Source organism: Frigoribacterium sp. PvP054 (assembly GCF_040547465.1).
Taxonomy (GTDB): domain Bacteria; phylum Actinomycetota; class Actinomycetes; order Actinomycetales; family Microbacteriaceae; genus Frigoribacterium.
Window position 1 is genome coordinate 498,007 of sequence record NZ_JBEPPU010000002.1, and the last position, 25,820, is coordinate 523,826.

At 74.2% G+C, this 25,820-nt stretch carries 25 protein-coding genes; 9 read left to right on the forward strand and 16 right to left on the reverse strand.

All coding sequences use genetic code 11. The annotated features are described in order from the left end of the window. Nucleotides 1-28: 28 nt before the first annotated feature. Complete coding sequence (locus ABID81_RS05125) at nucleotides 29-439, reverse strand: ester cyclase (RefSeq protein WP_354593725.1); 411 nt, start codon at nucleotides 437-439, stop codon at nucleotides 29-31. Between the two features lie 279 nt (nucleotides 440-718). Between ABID81_RS05125 and ABID81_RS05130 the strand changes: the two genes are divergently transcribed. Further along, a complete protein-coding gene (locus ABID81_RS05130) occupies nucleotides 719-1,618 on the forward strand; it encodes an SDR family oxidoreductase (RefSeq protein ID WP_354593726.1) in 900 nt (299 codons plus the stop codon). A gap of 184 nt (nucleotides 1,619-1,802) precedes the next feature. On the opposite strand, the gene ABID81_RS05135 is transcribed toward ABID81_RS05130, so the two are convergent. Beyond that, a complete protein-coding gene (locus ABID81_RS05135) occupies nucleotides 1,803-4,367 on the reverse strand; it encodes an ATP-binding cassette domain-containing protein (protein ID WP_354593727.1) in 2,565 nt (854 codons plus the stop codon). Nucleotides 4,368-4,528: 161 nt separating this feature from the next. On the opposite strand from ABID81_RS05135, the gene ABID81_RS05140 reads away from it, so the two are divergent. Beyond that, nucleotides 4,529-5,767 carry a putative endonuclease domain-containing protein gene (locus ABID81_RS05140; RefSeq protein WP_354593728.1) on the forward strand — a complete coding sequence of 413 codons (1,239 nt, stop codon included), beginning with the start codon at nucleotides 4,529-4,531 and terminating at the stop codon, nucleotides 5,765-5,767. 152 nt (nucleotides 5,768-5,919) lie between these two features. Here ABID81_RS05140 and ABID81_RS05145 read toward each other — a convergent pair whose 3' ends face one another. From ABID81_RS05145 to ABID81_RS05155, 3 genes are all read right to left on the reverse strand, one after another. After that, entirely contained in the window at nucleotides 5,920-6,519 is a 600-nt protein-coding gene (locus ABID81_RS05145; protein ID WP_488628175.1) for a GIY-YIG nuclease family protein, read from the reverse strand. 194 nt (nucleotides 6,520-6,713) lie between these two features. Beyond that, a complete protein-coding gene (locus ABID81_RS05150) occupies nucleotides 6,714-6,947 on the reverse strand; it encodes a hypothetical protein (RefSeq protein WP_354593729.1) in 234 nt (77 codons plus the stop codon). Nucleotides 6,948-7,074: 127 nt separating this feature from the next. Further along, the gene (locus tag ABID81_RS05155) at nucleotides 7,075-7,818 is read right to left on the reverse strand and encodes an SDR family oxidoreductase (RefSeq protein WP_354593730.1); all 744 of its coding nucleotides are present in this window, start codon (nucleotides 7,816-7,818) and stop codon (nucleotides 7,075-7,077) included. 240 nt (nucleotides 7,819-8,058) lie between these two features. On the opposite strand from ABID81_RS05155, the gene ABID81_RS05160 reads away from it, so the two are divergent. Together ABID81_RS05160 and ABID81_RS05165 are read left to right on the forward strand one after the other, a co-directional pair. Then, nucleotides 8,059-8,904 carry a helix-turn-helix transcriptional regulator gene (locus ABID81_RS05160; RefSeq protein ID WP_354593731.1) on the forward strand — a complete coding sequence of 282 codons (846 nt, stop codon included), beginning with the start codon at nucleotides 8,059-8,061 and terminating at the stop codon, nucleotides 8,902-8,904. A 144-nt stretch (nucleotides 8,905-9,048) separates the two neighbouring features. After that, nucleotides 9,049-10,086 carry a Gfo/Idh/MocA family protein gene (locus ABID81_RS05165; RefSeq protein ID WP_354593732.1) on the forward strand — a complete coding sequence of 346 codons (1,038 nt, stop codon included), beginning with the start codon at nucleotides 9,049-9,051 and terminating at the stop codon, nucleotides 10,084-10,086. A gap of 94 nt (nucleotides 10,087-10,180) precedes the next feature. Here the strand turns inward: ABID81_RS05165 and ABID81_RS05170 are convergent, their stop codons facing one another. Both ABID81_RS05170 and ABID81_RS05175 read right to left on the reverse strand, forming a co-directional pair. Further along, complete coding sequence (locus ABID81_RS05170; RefSeq protein WP_354593733.1) at nucleotides 10,181-11,062, reverse strand: hypothetical protein; 882 nt, start codon at nucleotides 11,060-11,062, stop codon at nucleotides 10,181-10,183. Then, the gene (locus tag ABID81_RS05175; protein ID WP_354593734.1) at nucleotides 11,055-11,624 is read right to left on the reverse strand and encodes an RNA polymerase sigma factor; all 570 of its coding nucleotides are present in this window, start codon (nucleotides 11,622-11,624) and stop codon (nucleotides 11,055-11,057) included. The genes ABID81_RS05170 and ABID81_RS05175 overlap by 8 nt, the downstream gene beginning before the upstream one ends. A gap of 230 nt (nucleotides 11,625-11,854) precedes the next feature. Here ABID81_RS05175 and ABID81_RS05180 point away from each other — a divergent pair, with 230 nt between their 5' ends. Both ABID81_RS05180 and ABID81_RS05185 read left to right on the forward strand, forming a co-directional pair. Continuing rightward, nucleotides 11,855-12,595 (forward strand): CHRD domain-containing protein, encoded by a 741-nt coding sequence (locus ABID81_RS05180; RefSeq protein WP_354593735.1) that lies wholly within the window; start codon nucleotides 11,855-11,857, stop codon nucleotides 12,593-12,595. Nucleotides 12,596-12,635: 40 nt separating this feature from the next. After that, on the forward strand, nucleotides 12,636-13,232 hold the full coding sequence (locus ABID81_RS05185; protein ID WP_354593736.1) for a class F sortase: 597 nt from the start codon (nucleotides 12,636-12,638) through the stop codon (nucleotides 13,230-13,232). An 84-nt stretch (nucleotides 13,233-13,316) separates the two neighbouring features. Here the strand turns inward: ABID81_RS05185 and ABID81_RS05190 are convergent, their stop codons facing one another. The 7 genes from ABID81_RS05190 to ABID81_RS05220 form a co-directional block, all read right to left on the reverse strand. After that, the gene (locus tag ABID81_RS05190; protein ID WP_354593737.1) at nucleotides 13,317-14,501 is read right to left on the reverse strand and encodes a M28 family metallopeptidase; all 1,185 of its coding nucleotides are present in this window, start codon (nucleotides 14,499-14,501) and stop codon (nucleotides 13,317-13,319) included. Nucleotides 14,502-15,734: 1,233 nt separating this feature from the next. Next, nucleotides 15,735-16,433 (reverse strand): TenA family protein, encoded by a 699-nt coding sequence (locus ABID81_RS05195; protein ID WP_354593738.1) that lies wholly within the window; start codon nucleotides 16,431-16,433, stop codon nucleotides 15,735-15,737. Beyond that, entirely contained in the window at nucleotides 16,415-17,164 is a 750-nt protein-coding gene (locus tag ABID81_RS05200; RefSeq protein WP_354593739.1) for a glutamine amidotransferase, read from the reverse strand. The genes ABID81_RS05195 and ABID81_RS05200 overlap by 19 nt, the downstream gene beginning before the upstream one ends. An 80-nt stretch (nucleotides 17,165-17,244) precedes the next feature. Beyond that, nucleotides 17,245-18,333 (reverse strand): phosphotriesterase family protein, encoded by a 1,089-nt coding sequence (locus ABID81_RS05205; RefSeq protein WP_354593740.1) that lies wholly within the window; start codon nucleotides 18,331-18,333, stop codon nucleotides 17,245-17,247. After that, on the reverse strand, nucleotides 18,330-19,391 hold the full coding sequence (locus ABID81_RS05210) for an ABC transporter permease (protein WP_354593741.1): 1,062 nt from the start codon (nucleotides 19,389-19,391) through the stop codon (nucleotides 18,330-18,332). Before ABID81_RS05210 ends, ABID81_RS05205 begins: the two co-directional genes overlap by 4 nt. After that, the gene (locus tag ABID81_RS05215) at nucleotides 19,388-20,143 is read right to left on the reverse strand and encodes an ATP-binding cassette domain-containing protein (protein WP_056259309.1); all 756 of its coding nucleotides are present in this window, start codon (nucleotides 20,141-20,143) and stop codon (nucleotides 19,388-19,390) included. The genes ABID81_RS05210 and ABID81_RS05215 overlap by 4 nt, the downstream gene beginning before the upstream one ends. Beyond that, nucleotides 20,143-21,174, reverse strand: a complete 1,032-nt coding sequence (locus ABID81_RS05220; protein ID WP_354593742.1) for a substrate-binding domain-containing protein — start codon at nucleotides 21,172-21,174, stop codon at nucleotides 20,143-20,145. The genes ABID81_RS05215 and ABID81_RS05220 overlap by 1 nt, the downstream gene beginning before the upstream one ends. 254 nt (nucleotides 21,175-21,428) lie before the next feature. On the opposite strand from ABID81_RS05220, the gene ABID81_RS05225 reads away from it, so the two are divergent. Then, on the forward strand, nucleotides 21,429-22,433 hold the full coding sequence (locus ABID81_RS05225; protein ID WP_354593743.1) for a LacI family DNA-binding transcriptional regulator: 1,005 nt from the start codon (nucleotides 21,429-21,431) through the stop codon (nucleotides 22,431-22,433). A gap of 24 nt (nucleotides 22,434-22,457) precedes the next feature. On the opposite strand, the gene ABID81_RS05230 is transcribed toward ABID81_RS05225, so the two are convergent. Further along, nucleotides 22,458-23,600 (reverse strand): M20 family metallopeptidase, encoded by a 1,143-nt coding sequence (locus tag ABID81_RS05230; RefSeq protein WP_354593744.1) that lies wholly within the window; start codon nucleotides 23,598-23,600, stop codon nucleotides 22,458-22,460. Nucleotides 23,601-23,733: 133 nt separating this feature from the next. Between ABID81_RS05230 and ABID81_RS05235 the strand changes: the two genes are divergently transcribed. Next, nucleotides 23,734-24,252 (forward strand): Rho termination factor N-terminal domain-containing protein, encoded by a 519-nt coding sequence (locus tag ABID81_RS05235; RefSeq protein WP_354593745.1) that lies wholly within the window; start codon nucleotides 23,734-23,736, stop codon nucleotides 24,250-24,252. Between the two features lie 126 nt (nucleotides 24,253-24,378). Continuing rightward, complete coding sequence (locus ABID81_RS05240) at nucleotides 24,379-25,011, forward strand: Pr6Pr family membrane protein (RefSeq protein WP_354593746.1); 633 nt, start codon at nucleotides 24,379-24,381, stop codon at nucleotides 25,009-25,011. Nucleotides 25,012-25,201: 190 nt separating this feature from the next. On the opposite strand, the gene ABID81_RS05245 is transcribed toward ABID81_RS05240, so the two are convergent. Continuing rightward, nucleotides 25,202-25,774, reverse strand: a complete 573-nt coding sequence (locus ABID81_RS05245; RefSeq protein WP_354593747.1) for a YdeI/OmpD-associated family protein — start codon at nucleotides 25,772-25,774, stop codon at nucleotides 25,202-25,204. Between the last annotated feature and the right edge of the window lie 46 nt (nucleotides 25,775-25,820).

The window sequence follows — 25,820 nt, forward strand, 5'->3', positions numbered from 1 at the left end:
CGGGCGGACGGACGAGCCGCCCCGAGCGTCAGGCGAGACCGAGCTGCTGCAGGATGCCGAGCACGTCCGTCGAACCCCAACGATCGCACGCCTTGCCGTCGCGGTAGCCGATCACCTGCACGTTGCGCACCGTGAACCGCTTCCCGGTCGGCGCGTGACCCATGAACTCACCCGTGTGCGTGCCCGAGATGTCGTTGATCGTGACGAACTTCGTCGGCGTCACGATCGTCTCGAGCACCGTCCGGTCCACGTCGCTGAAGGACTCCCCGAACTGCTCCCAGAACCAGGCGATGCCGCCGCCGCCCTCGGGCTGCCCGTCGGCCGGGTCGTGGTCGGTGAAGTCGTCGGTGAAGCGTTCGTCGAGCGGGCGCTCCTGGTCGCGCATGCGCTCGACGGCCTCCATCGTCGCCTGCCCGCCCTCGGTGATCTCGGTCGCCATGGTGCCCACTCCGTCCCGGCCGCGCTCGTCGCGGCACCCGACCTGCCTACGCCCGCCGGTCGCGCCCGCCGTGTGAGCCCGTACCCCGGGGCGGGCGGGTCCGTCGGAAGCGGGCGTGCACAGACGACCGCCCACGCCGAACCCGCCCGCCCACCGGCCCCGGCCCGCCGGCCCCAGCCACCGCCCACCGGCCCCCGGGGCAGCAACCCGCCCGTGGGGTACGACCCGCAGTCCGCCCGGCGTACCGTCCAGGGCACCGCGACCACGAGAGGACCCCGCATGACCCGCGACCAGTACACCTTCGCCGACCCGCGCTCGCTCTACCCGACGATCAGCCCCGAGGTGCAGCACCAGGACGAACCCGGCCTGCAGTCGAAGATGACGCCCGTGCCCGACCTCGGCGAGGAGACCTACCGCGGCACCGGCCGCCTGACCGGCCGCAAGGCGCTCATCACGGGTGCCGACTCCGGCATCGGGGCCGCCGTCGCCATCGCCTACGCCCGCGAGGGTGCCGACGTCGCCCTGAACTACCTCCCGAGCGAGCAGTCGGACGCCGACCACGTCATCGCCATGATCGAGTCCGCGGGGCAGAAGGCCGTGGCCCTGCCCGGCGACCTGACCAGCGCCTCCTTCTGTCGTGAGCTGGTCGAGAAGGCCGTCGAGGGGCTCGGCGGCCTGGACGCCGTCGTCAACGTCGCCGGCAAGCAGGTCTGGCACGAGGACATCGCCGACATCACGGACGAGCAGTTCGACCTGACCTTCCGCACCAACGTCTACGCGCCGTTCTGGATCGTCAAGGCGGCCGTCCCGCACCTGGCACCCGGCTCGACCATCATCAACACGGCGTCGGCCGAGGCGCACACGCCGGCCCCCGACCGCCTCGACTACGCCGCCACCAAGGGCGCGATCAACAACCTGTCGAAGGGCATGGCGCAGCAGCTCATCAAGAAGGGCATCCGCGTCAACGTCGTCGCCCCGGGCCCGACCTGGACGGTGCTGCAGGTCACCGACGGCGTCGACCCCGAGTCGCTGCCCGAGTTCGGCTCGAGCGAGGCGCCGCTCGGCCGCGCCGGACAGCCCGCCGAGCAGGCTCCGGCCTACGTGTTCCTCGCGTCGGCCGAGTCGAGCTTCGTCTCGGGCGAGACGCTCAACGTGAACGGTGGCATGGTCTCGCCGTAGACCCCACCCGCTCCGACACGACGTGCCGCCCCCTCGACCGGTGGGCGGCACGTCGTGTCTCGTCGGGGCGTCGCGAGAGGCGCAGGTCGCGAGGGCCGGGAGGCGCAGGTCGAGAAGGCAGGAGTCGCGGGTCGGGAAGGCAGGAGGCGCGGCTCGGCTGCACCGCGCCTCGGCTCTCGGCGGGTCAGCCCGGCAACGCCGCCGCGAGGTACGGCGCGGTCCGGCTGCCCGCGGCCCCGGCGACCTGCTCGGGCGTGCCGACGGCGAGCACGCGACCGCCGGCGTCGCCTCCCCCGGGGCCGAGGTCGATCACGTGGTCGGACGCGGCGACGACGCCCATGTGGTGCTCGACCACCACGACCGAGTTGCCCGCGTCGACGAGCAGCTGCAGTTGGGCGACGAGCAACTCGACGTCGGCCGGGTGGAGCCCCGTCGTCGGCTCGTCGAGCAGGTAGAGCGTGTGACCGGTGCGCGCCCGCTGCAGCTCGGTCGCCAGCTTGATGCGCTGCGCCTCACCGCCCGACAGCTCGGTCGCCGGCTGCCCGAGCCGGAGGTAGCCGAGCCCCACCTGCCGCAGGGTCTCGAGTGCCCGGGAGGCGCTGGTCACCTCGGTCAAGAACGTCGCGGCCTCGTCCACCGTCATCGCGAGCACGTCCGCGACCGTCGCCCCGTGCCAGGTCACCTCGAGGGTCTCGGGGTTGAACCGGGCGCCGTGGCACTCGGGGCAGGGCGAGTAGCTGCCCGGCAGGAAGAGGAGCTCGACCGAGACGAACCCCTCGCCCTGGCAGACCTCGCAGCGGCCGCCGACGACGTTGAACGAGAAGCGTCCGGCACCGTAGCCGCGCTCTCGTGCCAGGTCGGTCGCCGCGAACGCCTGCCGCACGGCGTCGAACAGGCCCGTGTAGGTCGCGAGGTTCGACCGCGGCGTCCGGCCGATCGGCTTCTGGTCGACCTGCACGACGCGGTCGACCCGCTCGTGCCCGGTCGCGGTCTCGGCCAGCACCCCACCCACCAGCGTCGACTTGCCCGAACCCGACACCCCCGTCACCGCGGTCAGCACGCCGAGCGGCAGGTCGACGTCGACGCCGTCGAGGTTGTGGCGGGTGACGCCCCGCAGCTCGAGGGTGTCGACCGGTTCGCGGCGGACGGGCGGCTCGCCCTGGGCGCGACCGGCGACGGGCGGCTCGAGGAAGCGTCGCGTGACCGAGTCGGCGACCCCGGCGAGCCCGGCGACGGGACCGCTGTAGAGCACCGCGCCTCCTTGGCTGCCAGCCCCCGGGCCGACGTCGACGACCCAGTCGGCGCGGCGCACGATGCTCATGTCGTGCTCGACGACGAACACGGAGTTGCCGCTCGCCCGCAGGCGTTCGAGCACCTCGACGAGGGACTCGGCGTCGGCCGGGTGCAGGCCGGCGCTCGGCTCGTCGAGCACGTAGACGACGCCGAACAGGCCGGACCGCAGCTGCGTCGCGATGCGCAGCCGCTGCATCTCGCCCGGCGACAGCGTGGGCGTCGCCCGGCCGAGGCTGAGGTAGCCGAGCCCGAGGTCGTCGAGCACGGTCGTGCGGGCCAGCAGGTCGGCGGCGAGGCGGACGGCGACCTCGGTGACCTCACCCGACGACGCGTTCGACACCGCGGCGGACGCGCTCGTCAGGGTGGCGGTCGGCCGCAGCACGTCGCCCAGCTCGGCGATCGGCAGGGCGTTCAGCTCGGCGATCGTCCGGCCCGCGAAGGTCACCGCGAGCGCCGCCCGGGTCAGTCCGCTGCCGCCGCAGAGCGAGCACGGGCCGCTCTCGACGTACCGCAGCACCTTGGTGCGCTGCGTCTCGCTCTGCGAGTCGGCGAGGGTGTGCATGACGAAGGCGCGGGCGCTCCAGAAGCGGCCCTTGTACGGCTTCGCGACCCGGTCGCGCTGGGGGTTCACCTCGACGACGGGCTGCTCGTCGGTGTACAGCAGCCAGTCGCGGTCGGCCTGGGGCAGGTCGCGCCAGGGGCGGTCGATGTCGTAGCCGAGGACGCTCGTGACGTCGCGGAGGTTCTTGCCCTGCCAGGCTCCCGGCCAGGCGGTGATGGCGCCGTCGCGGATGCTCAGGGAGGGGTCGTGGACGGCCGACGACTCGGTCACCTCGTGCGCGACGCCGAGGCCGTGGCAGCGCGGGCAGGCCCCGGCGACGGTGTTGGGCGAGAACGAGTCGGACTCGAGGCGGTCGGCCCCGGCGGGGTAGCTGCCGGCCCGCGAGTAGAGCATTCGCATCGAGTTCGACAGGGTGGTCAGGGTGCCGACGGTCGACCGCGAGCTCGGCGCTCCACGACGCTGCTGCAGGGCGACGGCCGGGGGCAGGCCCGTGATCTCGTCGACGTGCGGGGTGCCGCCCTGCGCGATCAACCTGCGTGCGTAGGGAGCCACCGACTCGAAGAACCGGCGCTGCGCCTCGGCGAAGATCGTGCCGAACGCCAGTGACGACTTGCCCGAGCCCGAGACGCCCGTGAACGCGACGATGCTGTCGCGCGGCACGTCGACGTCGACCGCGCGCAGGTTGTTCTCGCGGGCACCGCGGACGCGGACGAAGCCGCGGGCGTGGACGTCGGCCGGGGCTGATGCGGTCGCGGGGTCGGCGGGGGTCGCGGGGTCGGCGGGGGCAGCGGCGGTCGGGGCGTCGCCCGAGGCCGCGGCGGTCGCGTCGCTGGGGGCTGCTGCCGCGGCGGCGGTCGCGGGGGTGGGCACGTCGGGAGGCGCGGTGTCGGGCATCCGGTCGATGCTACGGGGGTCGGGGGCGGCCGGGCCGGGCCGCGTCTCGCCGAACCCCGTTCACGAAGCCGAACCCCGTTTCTTCGTGGTTCGTCTTCGTGAACGGGGTTCGTGCGCCGAGCGGCGGATGCGATGTCGGTGGCCCGTCGTACCGTGTGCGCGTGCCCGAGCCGATCGCCGCCTGGTGGGCGCGACGCCAGACGTCGCGCGGGCTCGCCGTGCCCTACGCGGTGGGCAGCTACCGCGAGGCGTGGGCGTCGTACCCGGTGCTGGTGCGCCAGTACCGCCCCGAGCACAACGCCGGCATCGTCCTGAGCCAGATCCCACCCGCGGCCGACGTGTGGCTGTGCTGGCTCTGCGACGCCGGCCACGTGTTCGTCGCCACTCCCGACGAGCAGCGACACCGGCCGGGGCGCGAGCGACGCCGGTCGTCGTGGTGCCCCACCTGCAGCGAACTGGCCGCGCCGCGCGCGCTGCCGATGCGCCCGCCCATGGCTCCTGCGGCGGTCGTGCGGGCGCAGGCCGAGGTCGCCCGGCGGCAGGCCGCGGTCACGGACGAGCCGGCCGCGCTCGTCCGCGGACCAGCCCTGGCCACCGGCGAGACGGGTGCGGGCCTGCCGGCGCCCGCACCGACGACCGCGACGTCGTCGGTGCCGGGCTCGACGGTGCGGGCTCAGAAGCCAGGAGGCGCGGCGCCCGGTACCCCGCCACCCCCGCCCCGGCGTGGTCGCTCCGTGAGCACCGGCCTGCCGTCGACGACACCACGGGCGGACGCGACCGGCAGTCCGGGCTCCCGCGCCGCCCAGCCGAGCCGCGCCTCCGAGCCCGCCGACGCTTCCCAGCCGGCCCGCGCCGCCGAGCCGGCCCGTGCCGCCCAGCCGGCCCGCGCCTCCCGGGGCGGTCGGGCCTCGCGGCCGACCCCTGCCTCGCGGCCGGTCTGCGACAAGACGCCGGCGCTGCCGACGGGCACCCCGTTCACCAGCGCGTGTGCGCCCAAGCCCGCGTCGGCGGTCGAGGCCGAGCTGCGGGCCGAGCTGACGGCCCGGCTCGAGTTCGAGCCCGGGCTGACGGCCGTGCGCGTCGGGCGTCCGTTCTTCGACCACGTCGAGGTGTGGCCCGACATCGTGCTGGGCGAGCTCCGGGTCGCGATCGAGTACGACTCGACCGGGCGACACGGGCTCGAACACGTCGGGCACCGCGAGACAGCCGACCGGCGCAAGGACGCGGCCCTCCGAGCGGCCGGCTGGCAGGTCGTGCGGCTGCGCACCGGCAAGCTGCCGCCCCTCGGGCCGCACGACCTGCAGCTCTCGGGGCTGACCCGGCAGACGGTGCCGCTGCTGCTCGACGAACTGCGGGCCATCCGCGGCCCCCTGCTCGTCGACGCCTATCTGCGCCCCTGACCCCGGCGCGCACCCGGTCGACCGGGTACAGCCACGACACCGCACCGCGTTTCGTGCACGGCACCCGATCTAGTCGCGGCGCGAAGCACGAAACCCGGTGCGACGAGGCTCAGGGCCCGGCGCGGACCAGGGTCAGCCGCGCAGGGCCAGGGTCAGCCGCGCAGGGCCAGGGCCTCGCTGCGCCAACGGGCGTACCGCTGCCAGGGGTCGTCGACGCCCGCGGCGAGCGCCGTCACGTGCGCGTCGAGTTCGGCGCTCGGTGCGAACCACTCGGTGCGGCCGAAGCGGGTCGCGGCGAACTGCCCGTGCCTCCGGCGTTCGACCACACGGTCGCCCCGCTCGAAGGCCAGAAGTTCGTCGTGCCAGAGGGTGCCCAGGCGCTGCCGCGGGTTCGACGAGGTGCCGATCTTGATGCGGTCGTCGAAGCGGATGTAGTAGACGACGTCGACCCGCACGACCCCGAGCTCGGCGTCGGGAACGTCGCCCTGGCGCCACTCGCAGACGGCGCAGAGCCAGCCCGACGGCCAGTGCACGCCGAGCCGCGAGCCGCAGGCGAGGCACGGCGACGGCAGCAGGTCGGTCACCCCGTCGCCCGAGCCCTCGCGTGCCGCCACCCAGTCGGCGGCGACCGCCAGGTGCCGGTCGCACAGCGGCACGGGCGACGACGCGTCGACCGGGCGACCGCAGGCGGTCTCAAGGGGCCCAGCCGCGCCTCCTCGGCAGGCGTCGGGTTCGGAAGTGGGGCTGGTCACCTCCGCAGGCTAGACGCGACCGCCGACAGGCTCGACCCCGGAGGCGGGACCGTGCCCGACCGGAGGTGGGCCGTGCCGCTCGGGGGCGGGGCCGCACCCGGCCGGAGGCGGGACCGTGCCCGCCCGGAGGTGGGCCGTGCCGCTCGGGGGCGGGGCCGCACCCGGCCGGAGGCGGGACCGTGCCCGCCCCGGGGCTACTCGTGCTCGCGGTCGATGCGCAGGCCGAGCGGGTGCGGCCCGAGCAGCAGCCACACGGCCCCGGCGCCGATCGGGAAGAGGACGGCCGCGACCGTCCAGACGGTGCGCTCGAGCTGGGTCGTGTCGGCTCGACGGCGCACGGCTCGCACGATGCTCACGACGATCACGAGGTAGACGACGGCGACGACGATCGCCACCACGGCCGGACCCCAGTCACCCCACGCACTCATGCGTCCAGCCTAGGGCGCGGTGCCCGACACGAGCCGGCGTCCGTCGACCCGGCGCCCGCCGATCCATCAACCCGCCGACCCGGCCCACGCACACGACCCGCCGACCCGCCGACCCACCACCCCCTGCTCAGTGCCCGCTGAGTCGCGCCAGCACCGCGTCGTACCGCCCCTCGGCCTCGGCGTCACGCAAGAACTTGACGCGCTCGACCAGGATCTCGTGGGCGTCGGGCTGGGCCTCGAGCAGGGCCATCGTCTCGTCGAGGTACTCGTCGAGCGGCATGGCCGAGGGGTCGTCCTGTTGCCCGAGCAGGGTGGTCTGCACGGCCGGCGGCACGAGTTCGACGACCTGCACGCTGGTGCCCGCGAGCTGCACGCGGACGGCCTCGCTGAACGAGTGGATCGCGGCCTTGGTCGCCGAGTAGGTCGGCGTGATCGGCAGCGGCACGCTCGCGAGCCCCGACGAGACGGTCACGAACGACGCGGCCGGCTGCGTCTGCAGGAACGACGTCCACGCGGCCAGCAGCCGGATCGGCCCGAGCAGGTTCGTCGTGACCGTCGCCTCGGCCGTCGCGAGGAAGTCGCCGCTCGTGACGTCCTCGGTCTGCATGATGCCGGCCATCGCGACGACGACGTCGGTCTCGGGCCAGCGGCGCTGGACCTCGGCCGAGACCTCGACGACGGCCTGCGGGTCGGTGGTGTCTAGTTCGACGGCCTCGATGCCCGGGTGGTCCCGGACGATCTCGTCGAGCAGGGCCCGGCGGCGGCCCGCCACGATGACGGTGTTGCCCGCGGCCTGCAGGCGCAGGGCGAGGCCCAGGCCGATGCCGGACGTGGCTCCGGGGATGAACACGGTGTTGCCGCTGATCTTCACGGTCGCTCCTTCGTGGGGTGCCGCGCGCGGCGCGGCGTGGGTGCCGCGCGCGGCGCGGCGTGGGTGCCGCGCGCGGCGCGGCGTGGGTGCCGTGCACCGCGCGGCGGGTGACGCTCGCCGGGAAGACGACCGTCGGTGCTGACCCCACCCTGCCCCGAGGAGGCGCGGGTCGGCAGAGAGCGCTCGTCCAGGGATCGACGGTCCCTGGCTGGGCGACGGCCCGGCTGACAGCATGGGGCGATGGACCGTGCCGAGCTCGCCGACTTCCTCCGTCACCGCCGAGAGGCGCTGCGCCCGTCCGACGTCGGCCTGCCCGAGGGCGTCCGCCGGCGCACCGCGGGCCTCCGCCGAGAAGAGGTCGCGTCGCTGGTCGGCATGTCGACCGACTACTACGCGCGCCTCGAGCAGCAGCGCGGCCCCCAGCCGTCCGAGCAGATGGTCGTCGCCCTGACGCGTGCCCTCCGCCTCAGCCTGGACGAGCGCGACCACCTCTACCGCCTGACGGGGCACCACCCGCCGCGTCGGACGCGGGGCGGCGACCACGTCAGCCCGGCCCTGCTGCGGGTGCTCGACCGGCTCGTCGACACGCCGGCGCTGGTCCTCAGCGACCTGGCCGAGACGCTCGCGCAGAACCACCTCGCGGTGGCCCTGCTCGGCGACCAGATGCGCTTCGAGGGCCTGGCCCGCAGCGCGTTCCACCGGTGGTTCACCGACCCGGCCGAGCGCGCCTCCTACCCGGTCGAGGACCATGCGCACCAGCTCGAGCTGCAGGCCTCGGGGCTGCGGGCGGCCCTGAGCATGGCGGGCGGCGGCGGCCGACCGCGAGAGCTCGTGGAGGCGCTGCTCGCGTCGAGCGACGAGTTCGCCACGCTCTGGAGCCGGCACGCGGTGCACCAGCGCTTCGACGACCGCAAGACGCTGCTGCACCCCGAGCTCGGCCGGATCGAGGTCGACTGCCAGGCGCTGTTCACCGAGGACCAGTCGCAGACCCTGCTCGTGCTGACGGCGACGCCCGGGTCCGACGACGACGCCAAGCTGCGCTTGCTCGACGTGATCGGCACGGGGCGGTTCGCCGAGCAGGGCTGAGGGCTGAGGGCCGAGGCTGGCGGCCGCTGGCCGAGGGCCGAGGGCCGCCGGCTGACGCCGCTCGCCGCGGGTTGCTCGGGCCGGAGACCGGGGGCACCGGCGAAGATGGACGCACGCACGACGACGTGACCCCGAGGAGACCGCATGTCCACGCAGACCCCGAGCACCCCGAGCTTCCCCGCCGCGACGGCCGTCCCGCTGCGCGGCGGGCCGAGCCTGCGCTGGGGCGTGATCGGCCCGGGCGAGATCGCGGGCGACTTCACCGACGCGCTGCACGCGCACACCGACCAGCGCGTGGTCGCCGTGGCGTCGCGCAGCCTCGACCGGGCCCAGGCCTTCGCCCGCGCCCACGGCGTCGACGCGGCGTACGGGGACCAGGAGGCGCTGGTCGGCTCCTCGGACGTCGACGTCGTCTACGTGGCCACGCCCCACACCCGTCACCTTCCGGACGCGCTGACGGCGATCCGGGCCGGCAAGCACGTCCTGATCGAGAAGCCGATGGCGACCAGCACGGCCGAGGCCGACGAGATCGCGGCCGCGGCGAGCGCCGCCGGCGTCCTCGCCATGGAGGCGCTCTGGACCCGCTACCTGCCGCACACCACCGTCATCGCCTCGCTGCTCGCCGACGGCGCGATCGGCGACGTGAGACTCGCGACCGCGGACGTCGCCTGGGCGAACGACCTCTCGGCCGGCGGGCGCATGGCCGACCCGGCGCTCGGCGGCGGCGCCCTGCTCGACATCGGCGTGTACGCCTTCTGGTTCACCCAGTTCGCGACCGGCCACCCCGTCGAGTGGCACGCGACCGGCTCGACCCGGGCGGACGGGGTCGACCTCGACGCGGCCGTCGTCACCCGCACGGCCGACGGGGTGCTCGCGACCGCCGCCACCAGCCTGCTCACCACCTCGCCCGGGCTCGGCACGATCGCGGGCACGACCGGGTCGATCCGCACCCTGCAGAACCTGGTCTTCCCCGCGACGTTCGAGCTCACCACGGGTGCCGGGTCGGCCGTCTGGAGCGACCCGTCCGTGCCGACCGGCCGACAGGGGCTCGCCTACCAGGCCACGGCGCTGGCGTCCTACGTGGACGCCGGGCTGCGCGACTCGCCCCTGCACTCGCTGGCCGACTCGAGGTCGCTGCTCGCGACGATCGAGGCGACCCGCGCCTCCTTGACGGTCGTCTGACCCGCGGGCACGCGGGTCGGTTCCGAGCCCGGGAGGCGCGGGTCGATTCGCGAACGGGAGGCGCGGGCCGGCCGGCAGGGGTGGGCGCGCCGGCTCAGCTGGCGACGGGCGGCACGGACGCGACGGCGATGTCGTGCCCGTCGGCCGCGCGGATCTCGACCGAGGCCACGTCGGGCCGCAGCACGGCGGCGTTCAGCCGGCAGTCGACGCGGACGTCCGAGCCGAGGAAGGCCCCGGACTCGTACTCGCGCCCGTCGTCCCCGACGACGACGACGGTGAACGCCGAGCCCGTCGGCAGGCCGTCGACGCTGAGCACGGTCTCGGTGCCCCAGGTGTGGGCGACGAGGTCGCCGTCGAGGTCGACGCCGGCCGGTTGACCGGTGAAGTCGACGTGCTCGGTGGCTCCCAGGGTGCCGGCCGGGCCGGTGACGACGGTGTCGCGGGGCGACGCGAGCAGGGCGCCTCCCCCGGCGCCGATCGCGAGGCACGCGGCGGCCGCGACGGCGATCAGCAGGGGGCGTCGACCCCGACCCGAGCGGGCGGCGGCGACGTGCGGGCCGATCCGCGTGACGGCCGCGTCGGCCTCACGATCGCCGTCCGCGCCCGCAGCACCGGCAGCACCGGCGGCACCGACTCCGCCGGCAGCACCGGCGGCACCGGCGGCGTGGGCGTCCCCTCCGGTGCCGATCGCGTCGATCCGGTCGCGCAGCCGGTCGCTCGGGGCGACGTCGTCCCAGCGCCCGAAGCCCGAGAGCCCCTCGACGACCACTCCCAGCGAGGCGAGCTCGGCGTCGACGCCCGGGTCGGCGGCCCGCAGCCCGTCGAACTCGGCGCGTTCGGCCGGCGAGAGGTCGTCCGCGAGCGCCGCGGCGATCAGTTCGTCGCGACGGGAGCCCTCGGCACCGGCGCTGCCGGCAGCACCGGGACCGGTGGTCCCTCCGGTGCCGCCACCGGCAGCTGGCGTTCGGTCAGTCATCGGTCGTCTCGCCTTCGTCGAGGTGGGTGCGGAGGGCGCGCAGGGCGTGGAACACGCGGGTGCGCAGGGTCGCGACGGGCACGCCCGTGCGGTCGGACACCTCGCGGTAGCTGAGGCCCTCGAGGTGGACGGCCACGACGGCCGCCCGGTGGTCGTCGCTGAGGCGGGCGAGCCCTTCGGCCATGCCCAGCCGTTCGAGCGGGTCGGCCACGGTCGCCACCGGTTCGGGCGCGTGGTCGAACGGCACGAGCGACGGGGTGCGTCCCCGCGCACGGTGCACGTCGAGCACCACGCGCCGCTCGATGGCGAAGAGCCAGGTGCGCACGCTGCCGCGGTCGGCGTCGAACGACTCGCGGGCCCGCCAGGCGCGGACGAACGTCTCTTGCACGCAGTCCTCGGCCAGGGCCCGGTCGCGCAGGGCGTTGACGGCGAAGCCGAGCAGCGCCGAGCCGTGCTCGACGAACGCGGCCCGGACGTCGAGCCCGGGCGACCCCTTGCTCATCGGGCTCCGATCTGTCGTGCGGCCCGAGACGGGAGCGGCGCGACCCATGACGGCGATCATCCGCCTGACCTCCAGCCTATCCACGCCGGTCGCGGATGCCGACGGGGTGTACGTCCGCCGCGCCTCCCCCGTTCATCGGGACGCGCACGAAGTTCATCGAGACGGCCACGAAGTCTGCGGGGACGCGCTACGAACTTTCTCGGCCCCCGGGTGAACGCATCGGCCGACCTCGACGTAGGCCCTGTCGAGCGGCACCCGCCCGGGAGCCGCCCGTCGAGAGGACCCGGAGCATGCCGAAGATGACGCGCACGACCAAGAAGACCGCGATCCGCACCCTGACCGTGGGCGGCGCCGCCGCCGCGGCCGTCACCCTGTTCGCCGCGACCCCCGCGTTCGCCGAGACCGAGGTGCCCGAGCCGTCCCGCTTCACCAGCGCCTACACGGTGATGGCGACGCCCGACCAGGTCATCAACAACGACGGGGTCGCCACCCCGGGCGAGTCCGGCGCGACCGGCACGTTCGACTTCCGGGTCAACAGCGACACCGAGGTCATCTGCTACGACATCACGCTGCGCGGCGTGACCGGCGACTACCAGAGCCCGGCCAAGACCGCGACGCACATCCACGAGGCGGCGCAGGGTCAGGCCGGCCCGCCGCGCATCGCGTTCCCGAACCCGGTCGACCGCGGTGACGGCACGCGCACGAGTAGCGGCTGCCTGCAGGGACCGTTCACCACGGGCGTGACGAGCGACGCCGGGTCCGACACGGGCACCGGCTTCAGCCTGAAGCAGCTCGAGGCGAACCCGGCCGGCTTCACGGGCGACTCGCACACCGCGTCGTTCGCGGCCGGCGTGGTCCGCGGCCAGCTGACGCAGGTGCCCGTGGGCGGCGTCGACACCGGACTCGGAGGCGCGGCCACCGAGGGCGGGACGGCCGGCCTCGGCCTCGCCGCCGGTGGTGCCGGCGCGCTCGCCCTGCTCGGCGCGGGCGCGTACGTCCTGACCCGTCGCCACCGCCAGGCTCGGGCCTGACCTGCGCCGCCCCCTGCTGCCGGCGGTCGTCGCCGTCGTCGTGCTGGCCCTGACCGGGTGCGCGTCGCCCGGGGTGGTCGGGCCGACGGCGGCGCCGACCCCGGGGGCGGGGGCGGGCGCCTCGCCGACCGCGGCTCCGTCGGCGACCGGCACCGCGCCTCCTGCGGTCGACGCGCTCGCCACGGTCGGCGCAGGCGTGGCCCCGGCGGCCGTCTCGGTGCCGGCGATCGGACTCGACGCCCCGCTGATCGACCTCGGGATCGCCGACGACGGCGCCATGGAGGTGCCCGTCGACGCGGACGACGTCGGGTGGTTCACCGGCGGAGGCAAACCCGGCGGGCGCGGGCCCACGGTGATCGCCGCCCACGTCGACTCGGCCTCCGGGCCCGCGGTCTTCGCGCGACTCGACGAGCTCGTCGCGGGAGACCGCGTCGACGTGACGACGGTCGAGGGCGGCGTCGTCGGCTACGTCGTGACCGAGGTGCTCGACGTGCCGAAGGCGGAGTTCCCGACCGGGCGGGTCTTCGGCGCCCAGCCGACCGACCAACTGCGGCTCATCACCTGCGGCGGCGTGTTCGACCGCTCGTCGGGGCACTACGACCAGAACCGGATCGTCTTCGCCGAACCGATGGGCTGAGCCGCCGGGCGCCCGGGCGAACGGGCGACCGGGCGGGCCGGACGAGCAGGCGGCCGGGTGGGCCGTCGACTCGACCGACCCGGCCTACAGCACCCCGGGAGGCGCGGCGCGGGTCGGCCGCGCCAGGGTCGCCACGAGGTGCTCGACGAGCGGCACGGTCCAGGCCACGTTCGCCGCGATGCCCCGGTTCGGCTCGTCGTCGGGCTGGTGCAACCGGTGCAGGTCGTTGAAGGTCAGGAACGCGCTCGGCACCCCGGCGCGGTAGAACGACGCGTCGTCGGTGCCGGTCGTCGGCGGGAACCGGGTCACGAGTTCGAGGTCGGGCCGGGTCGCCGACGCGTGCTGCAGCAGGGCCGAGCGGAACGCCGTCGAGAACGCCTCGGGCGCACCGAACGCCTCGACGAACGAGCCGCGGCCGAGCCCGTCGACGTTCAGCACGTAGTCGATCGCGTCGAGGTCGGCGGTCGACGCCGTGTCGACGAAGTGTCGCGACCCGCCCAGGTGCCACTCCTCGGCGGTGAAGAAGACGAGGCGCACCGACGGCACCGGCGGCTCGGCCGCCCACTTCTCGGCGAGGTGCAGCAGGGCGATCGTCCCGCTGCCGTTGTCGTAGGCGCCGACGGTGTTGAAGAAGCTGTCGTAGTGGGCGCAGAGCAGCACCGAGCCCTCGCCCGTGCCCGGCACGTCGACGATCAGGTTGTCGCTCGTGGCCGCCGCGACGGCACCGCTGTCGGCCTCGACCTCGACGACGAGCGCCTTGCCGTCACCCAGCCACTCGGTCAGCTGCAGGCCGTCGAGCCGGCCGATCGCCAGGTGGGCGACCTCGAGGTCGGACCCCGACGGCAGGGGCTGGGGCGCGGCGGGTCCGTCGTCGCGGGCGTGGAGGTACGCGAGCACGCGCCCGTCGTCGTCGGTCACGACGAACTTGCGCCAGGTCATCGAGTCGCCCCAGAGCCCCTGGGGGCCGACGGCCTCCACCGTGCCGCGACGCGGGCCGTCCGTCGAGCCGCTCCAGAGCATCGGCCAGGCGGGCAGCTCGCGGACGATCGGGTCGTGGACGACCACGCGGTGCACGGAGCCCGGCTGCCAGCCGGGCAGCGTCACGGCCTGTCGTTCCACCGGCCAGCCGACCGCACCGAGGTGCTGCTCGAGCCAGTCGGCCGCGGCCGCGATGCCCGGCGTGCCGTGGAAGCGCGGCCCGTGCTCGACGAGCGCGACGAGGTCGTCGTAGGCCCGGTCGACGGCCTCGGGGTCGGTGTCGGTGGTCATGTCGTTCCTCTCGGGGGCGTGGTGTCGCGCCAGGGCGCGGTGTCGCTCGGCGACGGAGGGCTGCTCGCCGGCGGGGGGGGCTGCTCGGGGTCGGCGACGACCCGAGGAGGCGCGGCTCGACCCCCCGGGCGGCTCGCGCCACCGTCGCGGCCGGCACCCCGAGCAGGTGCTGGGCCACGCGGGCGACGTCGTCGGTCCGCCCCCGGAACCACCAGCTCGAGAACCGGTCGGTGACGGCGTCGGGTCGCGGGCCGAGCACGGGGGTGCCCCGCGCCTCGATCTCGGCGAACCCGCCGAGCCCGCCGTCGTCGTCGTAGAGGTGCAGGGAGTCGCCCCGGACGCCGGGCGACGGGTCGGGCTCCTCGGAGTACTCGGCGGACGGGTCGCTGTGACTGCCGCGCACGAACAGCACGGCGCGGTCGTCGGCGGGCGCGCCCACGGCCCGCACGTGGCCGATGCGTCCGGTGACCTGCGGCGCCGCGAAGCCGATCTTGAAGCGGTCCGCCCCCGTCAGCGACACGGCGACGCCCCCCGGCACCTCGGCGAGCAGGTCGCCGACCGGCTCGTAGTAGTCGGTCACCTGGGCCCCGGGGACGGCCGCGACGAACGCGGTCCCGCCGGGGCGGACCTGGTCGAGCACCCACGACTCGGCCTCGTGGGCACCGTCCGACGTGATGCCGAGGCGGACCTCGGTCACGTAGCCGCCGTACTCGACCCCGTCGACCACGGACGCCCCGCCGGGGCTCGCGACCGACGCCCCGCGCAGGTGGCGCAACGGGTGCGCGGCGGGCCGGACGACCAGCCGCAGCTCGGCCCGGACCGCCCCCGTGGGCTCGGTGAAGGCCTCGAGCTCGGCGACCCGCGTCATGGTGACGTGCTCGCCCGTGCGCTCGAGGTCGTGCCGGCCGGGGTCGAGCGAGGGCGGCATCTCGTAGCTGCCCCAGTAGTCGCTGCGGTCGCGGATCATGTAGGCGATCTCGGGCCCGATCCAGACCCGGTCGCCGCCGACGTTCCAGTCGCCGCCGGCCACCAGCGCCCCGAACGACGCGTCGTCGCCGAAGGCGTCCGGCAGCCAGTTCTCTGGCAGGCCTCCGGAGAAGAACGGCCCGTAGACCCGACCCCCGTACGACGAGACGACCACGACGGCGTCCGGGCCGACGGCCAGGCGTTCGAAGGGGATGCCCGCGGCCGAGAGGCGGGCTTCGACGGCCCGCAGGTCGACGACCGGGCCGGTCACGCGGCCACCTCGACGAGCGCGCTCGCGTGGAACGCGTCCTCGGCCCGCAGCATGCCGGCGAACCAGCGGTCCAGCTGTGCGTCGGTCACGTCGTCGGGCAGCTCGTCGACCAGCTGGTGCAGGAACGCCACCTGCGAGCGGAAGCCGTCGGTGACGTGCAGGTCGATCCACCGCTGCACGTCGCCCGGTCGGGGCACCTCGCGCTCGGCCGCTCGCGTGCACCAGCGCAGGTAGAGGGTCTCGGCCGCGGCGAGGCTCGTGACCACCCCGGCGTAGCCGCCCTCGTCGAGAGCGGCCGTCACGGCCCCCTCGAGGACGGAGGCGCGGCGCAGCAGGTCGGTCGAGGTCGCGTCGTCGACCGGTCGCGTCGCCAGCAGCCGCTCGAAGTACCGGCTCTGCGGACCGACGAGGTCGGCGACGGCGTCGGCGTGACGCTCGGCCCGCGACCACTCGGACTGCTGCCAGAGGCAGTACCCGGCCAGCCGGGCGGCGGTCCGGACGAACGCCTGCTCGATGGCGAGGTAGCGTCCGAAGTCGGCGTCGTCGATCGTGCCGTCGGCCATCCGGGCGAGCAGCGGCACGGACGCCGACGCGTCGAGCCCGTCCGAGCACCGCGCGACGAGCGCGGCCGCCCGCCCCCCGGGGCCCCGCGAGCCCGCCGCGGGGCCGGTCGGCGTCAGCGGCTGGTCAGCCACGAGACGATGCCCTGGAACACCTTGGCGTAGCCGCTCCACTCGTCGCAGAACGCCGGCGGCGCCCAGTGCGGGGAGCAGTCGCTCGTGAAGACCGCGGTGCGTCCGGCGCCGGCCTCGCCGACGACGACGAGCGGGTCGCCGTCCAGCCGGGCCAGTTCGACGGCTCCCGGCTTGACGACCGTGCGGTTGTAGCCGAGCAGCAGGGGCCACTCGGTGCCGGCACCGCCGAGGGCGGGGTGGTCGGCGTCGAGCACGGTCGCGACCACCCCGGCCGGGCGCTCGACGCGGTCGTCGCCGATCAGCAGCTCGACCGGCAGCACGTCGGCGATCTCGGTCCGGGCGTAGCCCGCGCGACCCTGCCAGCCCGAGAACGACAGGTAGCCGCCGATCATCAGCAGCGCGCCTCCCGCCTCGACCCAGCGGGCGAGCTCCTGGACGCGGTCGCGACCGGGGATGCTCTTCTCGAAGACGGCGGGCGCGAGCTGCAGCGAGTTGACCCCGATGTCGGACAGCACCACGACGTCGTAGGCGTCCAGCGCCTCCCGGGTCTCGGGGAACTCGGTCGGCACGAGGTGCGCGGGCAGGTGGACGACCTCGTGGCCACCGGCCTGCAGGGCGGCCCGCAGCTGCGCGACGCCCTCGGTGTACGAGTGGGCGGTGAACTCGTCGACGCCCTTGGTGTGGGTGGTCGCGGTGATCCAGCTCTCGCCGGCGATGAGGATGCGGGACATGGTGGTGCCTTCCGGTGGTGACGGGACGGGACGGGACGGGACGAGGAGGCGCGCGCGGCTCGGTGCCGCACGGTCGCCCCTCAGCGGGTCAGGGCCGCGCCCTCGAAGAGGTCGCGGACGTTGCGGGTGCCGACGCCGTGCACGACGCCGGCGTCGACGCCGAGGTCGACGAGGCGGTCGAGGAACACCGCGGGGATGTACGAGAGGCCGTTGCCGCCGTGCCGACGCAGCATGCTCTTGAGGAACAGGTCGTGGCTGAAGAGCAGGCGACGACCGAACCCGGCGGACACGAGGCGGGCGATCGCCGCGGCCGTCTCGACGGGCGACGGCGACTGGCCCTCACCCGGCAGCGAGAAGCGGTAGGGCATGCCGATCATGTCGAACTCGAGCCAGACGCCGCGCTCGGCGAGACTGCGCTGGTAGTCGGGGTCGGAGCCCGAGGGGTCCATGTGGCAGAGGACGACCGCGGTCGGGTCGACGCCCTCGTCGCGCAGCACGACGTCGAGCACGCGACCGCCGTGACGGACGAAGCCGGGCAGGTGCACGAACATCGGCAGGCCGGTCTCGCGCTGCAGGCGGCAGGCCGCCCGCAGCGAGCGCTCCTCGCGTTCGGTGAAGCCGGGCGAGACGCCGATCTCGCCGATCACGCCCGAGCGGGGCAGGCCGGTCTCGGCCGGGTCGGCCCGGTACTGCGCGACCAGGCGGGCGGCCAGGTCGTCGACGGCGTCACGACCCGTGGCCTCGGGGTGGAACCGTTCGAGGTACCAGCCGCCGCCGGTGACGACGTTCACCCCGCTGCGACGCGAGATCTCGGCGAGCCGGCGGGGGTCGCGACCCTGGCCGTCCGAGGTCAGCTCGATCACCGTGCTGCCCCCGAGGTCGCGGAACGCCACGAGTTCGTCGACCGCGTCGTCGTCGCCGTCGAGCACGCAGTTGTCGCGGCAGGCGAGCGGCCGGTCGCGCAGCAGCCAGGCGATGTCGGGGGTGACCGGGGCGTCGAACAGCTCGGGGAACTCGGGGTCGGGTTCGAGGCCGCCCTCCTCGATGCTGTTGATCAGGTGCTCGTGCGGCAGCGTGTAGCCGAGGCGGTCGCTCGGCACCGGGCCGGTCACCGTCTGCACGTCGACGACGGCGGTCGTCTCGACGCCGAACCCCCCGACGCGGCTCATCGGGTCACCACCTTGCGCACGAGGTCGGTGAACGAGCCGCCGCGCAGGTTGATCCAGATGACGACGATCAACAGGCTGCCGGTGACGATCGGCACGATGTAGGGGCTGAGGCCGAGCAGCGTGAGGCCGTTCGTGATGACACCGGTCAAGATGGCGCCGATCGCGGTGCCGATGACGCTGCCCTTGCCGCCGAGCAGGTTCGTGCCGCCGATCACGACGGCCGTGATGACCGTCATGGCGAAGTCGACGCCCGAGTTCGCGTCACCCGACCCGAGGCGGGCCGCCGTGATGATGCCCGCGGCACCGGCCGCCGTGCCGCTCAGCACGAGGGCCGTCATCTTGACGAAGCGGGTGTCGACGCCGGCGCGACGGACCGACTCCTCGTTCGAGCCGATGCCGGTGATGTACTGACCGAACCGCATGCGCTGCAGGCCGACGATGCCGACGCCGACGATGATCAGGGCGAGCCAGGCGGGGTAGCCGAGGCCGAACAGGCGCCCCTGGCCGACCTGCGCGAAGATCAGGCCCGACCCGATCGCGATCGAGTAGCCCTTCGTGATCAGCAGCGCGACGCCCCGCACGATCGACATGGTGGCCAGCGTGACGATGAACGACGGGATGCCCTGGTAGCTCGAGAACCAGCCGTTGACCAGCCCGCAGAGGGCGCCGACGGCGAGGCAGATCACCATGACGAGCACCGACTCGAGCCCGGCCCTCAGCAGCACCGCGCCGATCACCGAGACGAGGGCGAGCGTCGACCCGACCGAGAGGTCGATCATGCCCGCCGTGATGACGAAGGTCATCGCCACGGCCACGATGGCGGCCGGGGCGACCTGCACGGCGACGTTGCGCAGGTTCGTCCCGGTGAGGAAGGTCGGGGTCGCCACCGAGAAGACGACGATGACGACGAGCGTCACGACGAGCATGAGCAGCGTCGACTTGTTGACGCGTTGCAGGGCCTCCCAGCGTCGCTCGCGGGCCGCGGCGGCGCCGTGGCCGTGGCCCCGGCCCGGCTCGGGGCCGTCGGTGCGGGTGGGGTCAGAGGTCGTCGCGGTCATGCGGCGGCGCTCCCTTCTCGGGTGATCATGTCGACGAGCGACTCGATGGTCAGGTCGTCGATGCGCGCGTCGTCGACGCTGCGGCCCTCGTACATGACGGTGATGCGGTCGCAGACCCGGAAGAGGTCCTGCAGCCGGTGGGTGATCAGGATGACGCCGACCCCGCGGGCCGCGACCTCCTTGATCAGGCGGAGGACCGACTCGACCTCGGTGACCGCGAGCGCCGCGGTCGGTTCGTCGAGGATCAGCACGTCGGGGTCGACCGAGGCGGCGCGGGCGATGGCGACCGACTGGCGCTGCCCGCCCGAGAGCTGCGAGATGAGCTGGTGGGTCGAGGTGACCCGGACGCCGAACTCCTTCAGCACGGCCGTGGCCTCGGCGTGCATCTCGCCGACCTTGAGGAACGGCCCGATCCGCGGCTCGCGGCCGAGGAAGAGGTTCGCGGCGACGTTCAGGCTGTCGCACAGGGCGAGGTCCTGGTAGACGATGCCGATGTCCTCGGCCTGGGCGTCGCTCGGGGACTGGAACCGCACCTCCTTGCCCTTGATGCTGATCCGTCCGCCGTCGTGCTGGACCGACCCGGCGAGCACCTTCATCAGGGTGGACTTGCCGGCACCGTTGTCGCCGACGAGGCCGAGCACCTCGCCCCGGGCGAGACGCAGGTCGACGCCGCGCAGGACGTCGACGGCGCCGTACGACTTGCGGATGCCCTCGAGCTCGACGAGCAGGTCGTCCGTCGTGACGTCGGTCATCAGCCCTCCAGGTAGTACGAGAAGTCGGCCAGGTTGTCGGGGGTGACGATCGTGATCGGCACGTCGACGGTCGCCGGCACGTCGCCGGTGCCGCAGGCCAGGTTGATGGCGGCCTTCGCGGCCTCGTAGCCGAACCCGAAGGTGTCCTGCTGGATGACCGCCTTGACGTAGCCGTCCTGCAGCCCCTCGACGGCCGAGGCCGAGAGGTCCCAGCCGACGATGCTGACCCGGTCCTGGGCGCCCTGGCTCTTGACGGCGGCGATGGCGCCGTTCAGGGCGGGCTCGCCCGTGGCGTAGATGTACTCGAGGTCGGGGTTGCCCGTGAGCAGGTTCTCGGCCGCCGCCTGGGCGTCCTCGTTGACGTTCTGGCCGTCCACGATCGTGCCGATGGTCATGCCGCCGGCCTCGACCGCGTCGGTGAAGCCGTTCTGGCGCTGGATCTGGATCGCGCTGTTCAGCGCGCCGACCACGCCGACCTCGCCTTCGCCACCGGTCAGCTCGAGGAAGGCCTCGCCGAGCTGGGCACCGCCGTCCTCGTTCGCCGTGCCGACGTACGAGTCGATGGCCGAGGCGTCCTCGACCGAGCCGTCGGCCGCGACGACGGGGATGCCGGCCGCCTTCGCCGCCGTGAGGGCGGGGATCAACGCGGTCGCGTCGACCGGGTCGACGATGAGCGCGTCGACGCCGGACGCCACGAGGTTCTCGACGCCCGAGACCTGCGTGGCGCTGTCGTTGTCGCCGCTGACGATCTGCAGGTCGGCGCCGGCCTCGTCGGCGACGTCCTGCACGCCCTCGTTCATCTGGGTGAAGAAGGCGGTCTGCTCGTTGATGTCCACCATGCCGAGCTGCAGCGTCCCGCCGCCGTCGGGCGCACAGGCCTGCGGGACGCCGGTCGGTGCGGGGCGCGTCGCGGTGGTGGCCCCGGGCGAGGCGCCGGAGGTGGTGCTCGCGGTGGAGTCGCAGCCGGCGAGGGTGCCGACCGCGAGGGCGCCCACGGCGAGGGCGGTGAGGACGGTGCGGGTCGAGGGCATGAGGGGCCTTCCTGGGGAGGACGAGGTGGAGCATGCGGGGACTGACGGGGGCGGTCTCGTCGGGGCGAGAACGGTGGGCAATCGATTGCCCACTGGAACTGCGTCAAGAGTGACGCCTCCGTGTTTCGAGTGTCAACACCTTTGTGTTTCCGACGTGTAAAAGAGATCGGCGGTCGGCAATCGGTTTCCCTCGGGCACCCGCTACGATGGTGTCCTCCCCCGTCGTCCCCGTGACCGCAGCCCCCGAGGAGCCCATGAACGCCGTCACCATCTCGGACGTCGCGCGTCGCGCGGGCGTCTCGCCGGCGACGGTCTCGCGCGTGATGTCCGCCTCGCGTCCCGTCGGGCCCGAGGTCGAGGCGCGGGTCCGGCTCGCGGCCGACGAGCTCGGCTACTCGGGCAACGGCATCGCCCGCGCCCTGCGCACCCGCCGCACCGACACGGTCGGCATGGTGGTGCCGAGCATCCTCAACCCGTTCTTCACGACGCTGGTCGACAGCCTCGAGAGCGCGTTGCACGGCGAGGGCAAGCAGCTGTTCCTCTGCGACTCGCGACAGGACCCCGCCGTCGAGGCCGACCACCTGCGCTCCCTCATCGAGCGTCACGTCGACGGCATCGTGGTCAGCCCGGTGCACGACACCGAGAGCGCCGCCGCCGTCGCCGCGTCGGCCCGTGCCGTGCCGCTGGTCCAGCTCGACCGCCGGGTCGACGTGCCCGACACCGACTGGATCGGACTCGACGACGCCGAGGCCATGAAGCTCGTGTTGACGCACCTGGCCGACACCGGCGCCCGGTCGGCGGCGTTCGTCACGTCCGAGCTGACGAACTCGTCGACGACCCTGCGCCTCCGGGGATTCCGGCACTGGTCGGCCGAGCTCGGCATCCGCGAGGTCCGCGACGGCGTCGTCCTCGGCGACTACACGGTCGACAGCGGCGACGCGGCCGCCCGGAGGCTGCTCGCCTCGGACGACCGACCCGACGCCATCGTCTGCGCCGACGACCTCATCGCCATGGGCGTGCTGCGCGCCGCCCGCGAACTCGGCGTCCGGGTGCCCGACGAGCTGCAGGTCACGGGCTTCGACGACATCGTGTTCGCCTCGTACGTGACCCCGGCGCTGACGACCCTGGCGCAACCGACCGACCGCATGGCCGACGAGGCCCTGCGGTTGTTGTCGCTGCGCGGCACCCCGGGAGGCGCGGGTGGCGGAGCCCGCATCTCGTTCGCCCCGAGGCTGGTCCGGCGGCAGAGCACGCGCTGAGCACGCGCCCGGCCGGCGTGGCCGTCAGCGGTCGCCGGCCCGGCGGTCGGCCGCCCTGCGGTCGGCGGCCCAGCGGTCTCCGGCACGGCGGAACTGATCGACCGCCCGGACGACCGCGGCGACCGACACCGACTCGTCCACCGTGTGCACGACGGTCGGGTCGCCCGGGCCCCAGACGACGACGGGCACCTCGGCGTCGAGCGAGCGGACGAGCACCGAGGCGTCCGTGAAGTACGACGCGGGCGACGCCGAGACCGGGGCGCCGAGCCCGCCGAGCCACGGGTGGTCGCGCGGGGTCCACACGGCGGACAGGTCGAGGTCGACGCGGACCTCGGTCACCTCGGGCTGGGCGCGCCACCAGGCCACGAGCTCGTCGACGTCGTCCCGGACCACCCGCAGGTCGACGCGCGCCTCACAGGCGTCGGGCACGATGTTGGGCACGCTGCCGCCCGATACGACGCCCACGTTGACGGTCTCGCGGCCGAGGTCGGCGTGGTCCGAGAGCGGGAGGTCGCCCAGGCGCCCCAGCACGGCCACCAGGTCGAGGATCGCGTTGTGGCCCCGCTCGGGCGTGCTGCCGTGGGCGGCGAGACCCGAGGTGCGCACCGTCAGCCAGAGGGCGCCGCGGTGACCGAGGACGACCTGCCCGTCGGTGGACTCGGGGATGACGACGGCCCCGACCCGGTGGCCCGAGAGCAGGTCGACCACGGCCGGGGCACCGAGGCACCCGACCTCCTCGCCGGTCGAGACGGCGAGCGCCACGGGTGCGCCCCGCGTCAGGAGGTCACGCACGGCGACCACCGACGCCGCCAGGCCGGACTTCATGTCGGACGACCCCCGCCCGTGGAGCCGGTCGCCCACGACGACCGGGCCGAACGGGTCGTGGCTCCAGGCCGAGGCGTCGGTCACGGGCACGACGTCGGCATGCGACGCGAAGACGAGCAGCGGCTCGTCGACGGCGACGGTCGCCGGTGAGACGAGGAGCGCCGTGGGCTCGCCGTCGGCCCCGCGGGCGAAGGTGACCCGCGCCTCCCCGACGGCCTCGAACTCGCGGGCGACGCGGCGCAGGACGGCGGCCTCACCGGGCGTGCCGCTCGTCGAGTCGATCGCGACGAGGTCGCGCAGCAGGGCGACGACGGGGGCGTGGTCCGGGGTCGAGGGCGTCATGCGGACACGCTAGCGGCCGGTGCCCGGGGGCTCGGTCGTCGCATGCCCCTGGACGCGGTCCCAGGGCACCGTGCCAGCGTGGAGGCACACGCATGACACGCCCGACACGCCCGACCGGAGGGGACCGCCGACCATGGCCGACCAGAAGAAGCTCAAGAAGAAGGCCCTCAAGGCCTACGACAAGGCCGAGGACGCCGTCGCCGACGCCCGCAAGGCGGTCGACGAGGCCCGACGCCGCGCGAAGGAGCTGACGAAGAAGTCCCGCCCGAAGGTCTCGCCGCTCGAGGACGCGCTCGACACCGCGGCCGCCGGGCTCGGGGGCGCGAAGAAGGAGCTCAAGAAGGCGAAGCAGGCGTCCGAGGCGCCGTCGACGTCGGGAAAGGGCTCGTCGGCCTCCGCGAACGACTCGGCCTCCGCGGGCGACTCGTCGTCGACCTCCTCCGCCACCCCGGCCGAGCAGCGCTCGATCTACACCCCGCCGCTGCCCGAGGTCGACGAGACCACCGTGCAGACGGCCGACGGGCACGACGCCCACGTCGACCTCCACGCCCAGACCCTCGTCGCCCTGCGTGCCCTGGCCCGCACCAAGGGCGTCACGAACGTGTCGCGGTACACCAAGGCCGCCCTGATCGAGAAGATCGAACAGGCCTGACCGGACGCACCACCGCAGCCCGCGGGCGTGTTCGTGCGTGACGGGCGTCCGTCGGCGCCCGTCATGCACGAACACGCCCGCATCGCACGCGGCGACCCGGCCGCCGTGCCTCACTAGGGTGAGGACATGACGCGTGCTCAGCTGATGGTCCCGTACCGGTTCGTCTTCGCGGCGGCCTCCCTGGTCGCCGTCGGCGGGCAGTTCGCCGTGCACCTCGAGAACCACTTCAGCGTCGCGAACTTCTTCTCGTACTTCACGAACCTCAGCAACCTGTTCGCCGTCGTCGTGTTCGTCGTCGGGGGCGTCCGGACCCTGCGCCGTCGCCCCGGCAGTCGCGCCTGGGACGTCGTGCGGCTGATCTCGGTCGTGAACATGGTGTTCGTCGGCCTGGTCTTCAACGTGCTGTTGACCGAGGTGAGCGGCGGCGTGCTGCCCTGGGTGAACGTCATCGTGCACGTCGTGATGCCGCTGGCCGTGCTGGTCGACTGGCTCGTGCTGCCCGCCGGCCGCCGCCTGCCCTGGGCGGCCGCGGCGATCGGGCTCGTGGTGCCCGTGCTGTACAGCGTCTACTCCCTGGTGCGCGGCGCGATCACGTCGTTCTACCCGTACCCCTTCTACGACCCGGAGGCGCTGGGCGGCTACGGCCCCGTGGCCGTCTACATGGTGGTGCTGCTCGTCGCGCTCGCCGTGCTCTCCGTCGCCCTGGTGGGCCTCGCGCGCCTGGCCGGCCGCTTCTGGAAGCAGCGCACGCGCCGCTGACGCGACCCGCGCCTCCTGCGCTCGACGCGCGTCGCCGGCCCCCGGGCCCCGACCCCGCCACCCGCCAACCCGCCACGAAGTGGACACGACGCCACGCAAAAAGGTGGCGCGGTGTCCACTTCGTGGCGGCGTCGAGCCCCACGGCGGATGGCCCGGCAGCGCGGCCTGACAGCGCGCAGCCCGGGGCGGCTCAGCGGTAGTGCTGCTCGCCCCGGGCCGCCGCGGCCACCACGTCGCGGATGCGCGCCGCCCGGGTCTCGGGACGTTTGAGCGCGGCCAGCCGGAAGTACACGCGGAAGCGCTCGGTCTTCGTGAGCGACGCGAAGTGCGCGGCCGCGGCCGGGTCGGCGTCGAGCGCGGCCTGGAGGTCGTCGGCAGGCACGGCGTCCTTCTGCCGGTAGGCGGCGTCCCAGCGACCGTCGGCCTTCGCCCGGTCGACCTCGGCCTGCCCCGCCGGCGTCATGCGCCCCTCGGCGGTCAGGCGGGCGACGTGCTCACGGTTCACCTGCGACCACGGGCTGTCCCGGCGGCGGGGCTGGAACGCGGTGAGGGTGAAGTCGTCGTCGAGGCGGCTCGTCTGCCCGTCGATCCAGCCGTGGCAGAGGGCCACGTCGAGCGCTTCGGACCAGGTCATGCCCGTCGCCGTCGACCGCACCTTGCGCAGCGTCAGCCGCACCCCGCGCACGTCGGGGTCGCCCTCGAGGTACTCCTGCCACTGCTCGACCGTCACGTCGAGCACGGGTTTGTCGGCGAAGCTGACCATGCCGCCAACCTACCTAGCCGCGACCGACCCGCCCCCGTCCCCCGGA

Bases quoted from the DNA above. Each gene is read 5' to 3' on its own strand.
- ABID81_RS05220 (WP_354593742.1), bottom strand. From the start codon at position 21,174: ATGCCCTCGACCCGCACCGTCCTCACCGCCCTCGCCGTGGGCGCCCTC.
- ABID81_RS05170 (WP_354593733.1), bottom strand. From the start codon at position 11,062: ATGACTGACCGAACGCCAGCTGCCGGTGGCGGCACCGGAGGGACCACC.
- ABID81_RS05240 (WP_354593746.1), top strand. From the start codon at position 24,379: ATGACGCGTGCTCAGCTGATGGTCCCGTACCGGTTCGTCTTCGCGGCG.
- ABID81_RS05230 (WP_354593744.1), bottom strand. From the start codon at position 23,600: ATGACGCCCTCGACCCCGGACCACGCCCCCGTCGTCGCCCTGCTGCGC.
- ABID81_RS05190 (WP_354593737.1), bottom strand. From the start codon at position 14,501: ATGACCACCGACACCGACCCCGAGGCCGTCGACCGGGCCTACGACGAC.
- ABID81_RS05210 (WP_354593741.1), bottom strand. From the start codon at position 19,391: ATGACCGCGACGACCTCTGACCCCACCCGCACCGACGGCCCCGAGCCG.
- ABID81_RS05150 (WP_354593729.1), bottom strand. From the start codon at position 6,947: ATGAGTGCGTGGGGTGACTGGGGTCCGGCCGTGGTGGCGATCGTCGTC.
- ABID81_RS05130 (WP_354593726.1), top strand. From the start codon at position 719: ATGACCCGCGACCAGTACACCTTCGCCGACCCGCGCTCGCTCTACCCG.
- ABID81_RS05135 (WP_354593727.1), bottom strand. From the start codon at position 4,367: ATGCCCGACACCGCGCCTCCCGACGTGCCCACCCCCGCGACCGCCGCC.
- ABID81_RS05245 (WP_354593747.1), bottom strand. From the start codon at position 25,774: ATGGTCAGCTTCGCCGACAAACCCGTGCTCGACGTGACGGTCGAGCAG.
- ABID81_RS05180 (WP_354593735.1), top strand. From the start codon at position 11,855: ATGCCGAAGATGACGCGCACGACCAAGAAGACCGCGATCCGCACCCTG.
- ABID81_RS05160 (WP_354593731.1), top strand. From the start codon at position 8,059: ATGGACCGTGCCGAGCTCGCCGACTTCCTCCGTCACCGCCGAGAGGCG.
- ABID81_RS05125 (WP_354593725.1), bottom strand. From the start codon at position 439: ATGGCGACCGAGATCACCGAGGGCGGGCAGGCGACGATGGAGGCCGTC.
- ABID81_RS05205 (WP_354593740.1), bottom strand. From the start codon at position 18,333: ATGAGCCGCGTCGGGGGGTTCGGCGTCGAGACGACCGCCGTCGTCGAC.
- ABID81_RS05215 (WP_056259309.1), bottom strand. From the start codon at position 20,143: ATGACCGACGTCACGACGGACGACCTGCTCGTCGAGCTCGAGGGCATC.
- ABID81_RS05235 (WP_354593745.1), top strand. From the start codon at position 23,734: ATGGCCGACCAGAAGAAGCTCAAGAAGAAGGCCCTCAAGGCCTACGAC.
- ABID81_RS05165 (WP_354593732.1), top strand. From the start codon at position 9,049: ATGTCCACGCAGACCCCGAGCACCCCGAGCTTCCCCGCCGCGACGGCC.
- ABID81_RS05200 (WP_354593739.1), bottom strand. From the start codon at position 17,164: ATGTCCCGCATCCTCATCGCCGGCGAGAGCTGGATCACCGCGACCACC.
- ABID81_RS05175 (WP_354593734.1), bottom strand. From the start codon at position 11,624: ATGATCGCCGTCATGGGTCGCGCCGCTCCCGTCTCGGGCCGCACGACA.
- ABID81_RS05225 (WP_354593743.1), top strand. From the start codon at position 21,429: ATGAACGCCGTCACCATCTCGGACGTCGCGCGTCGCGCGGGCGTCTCG.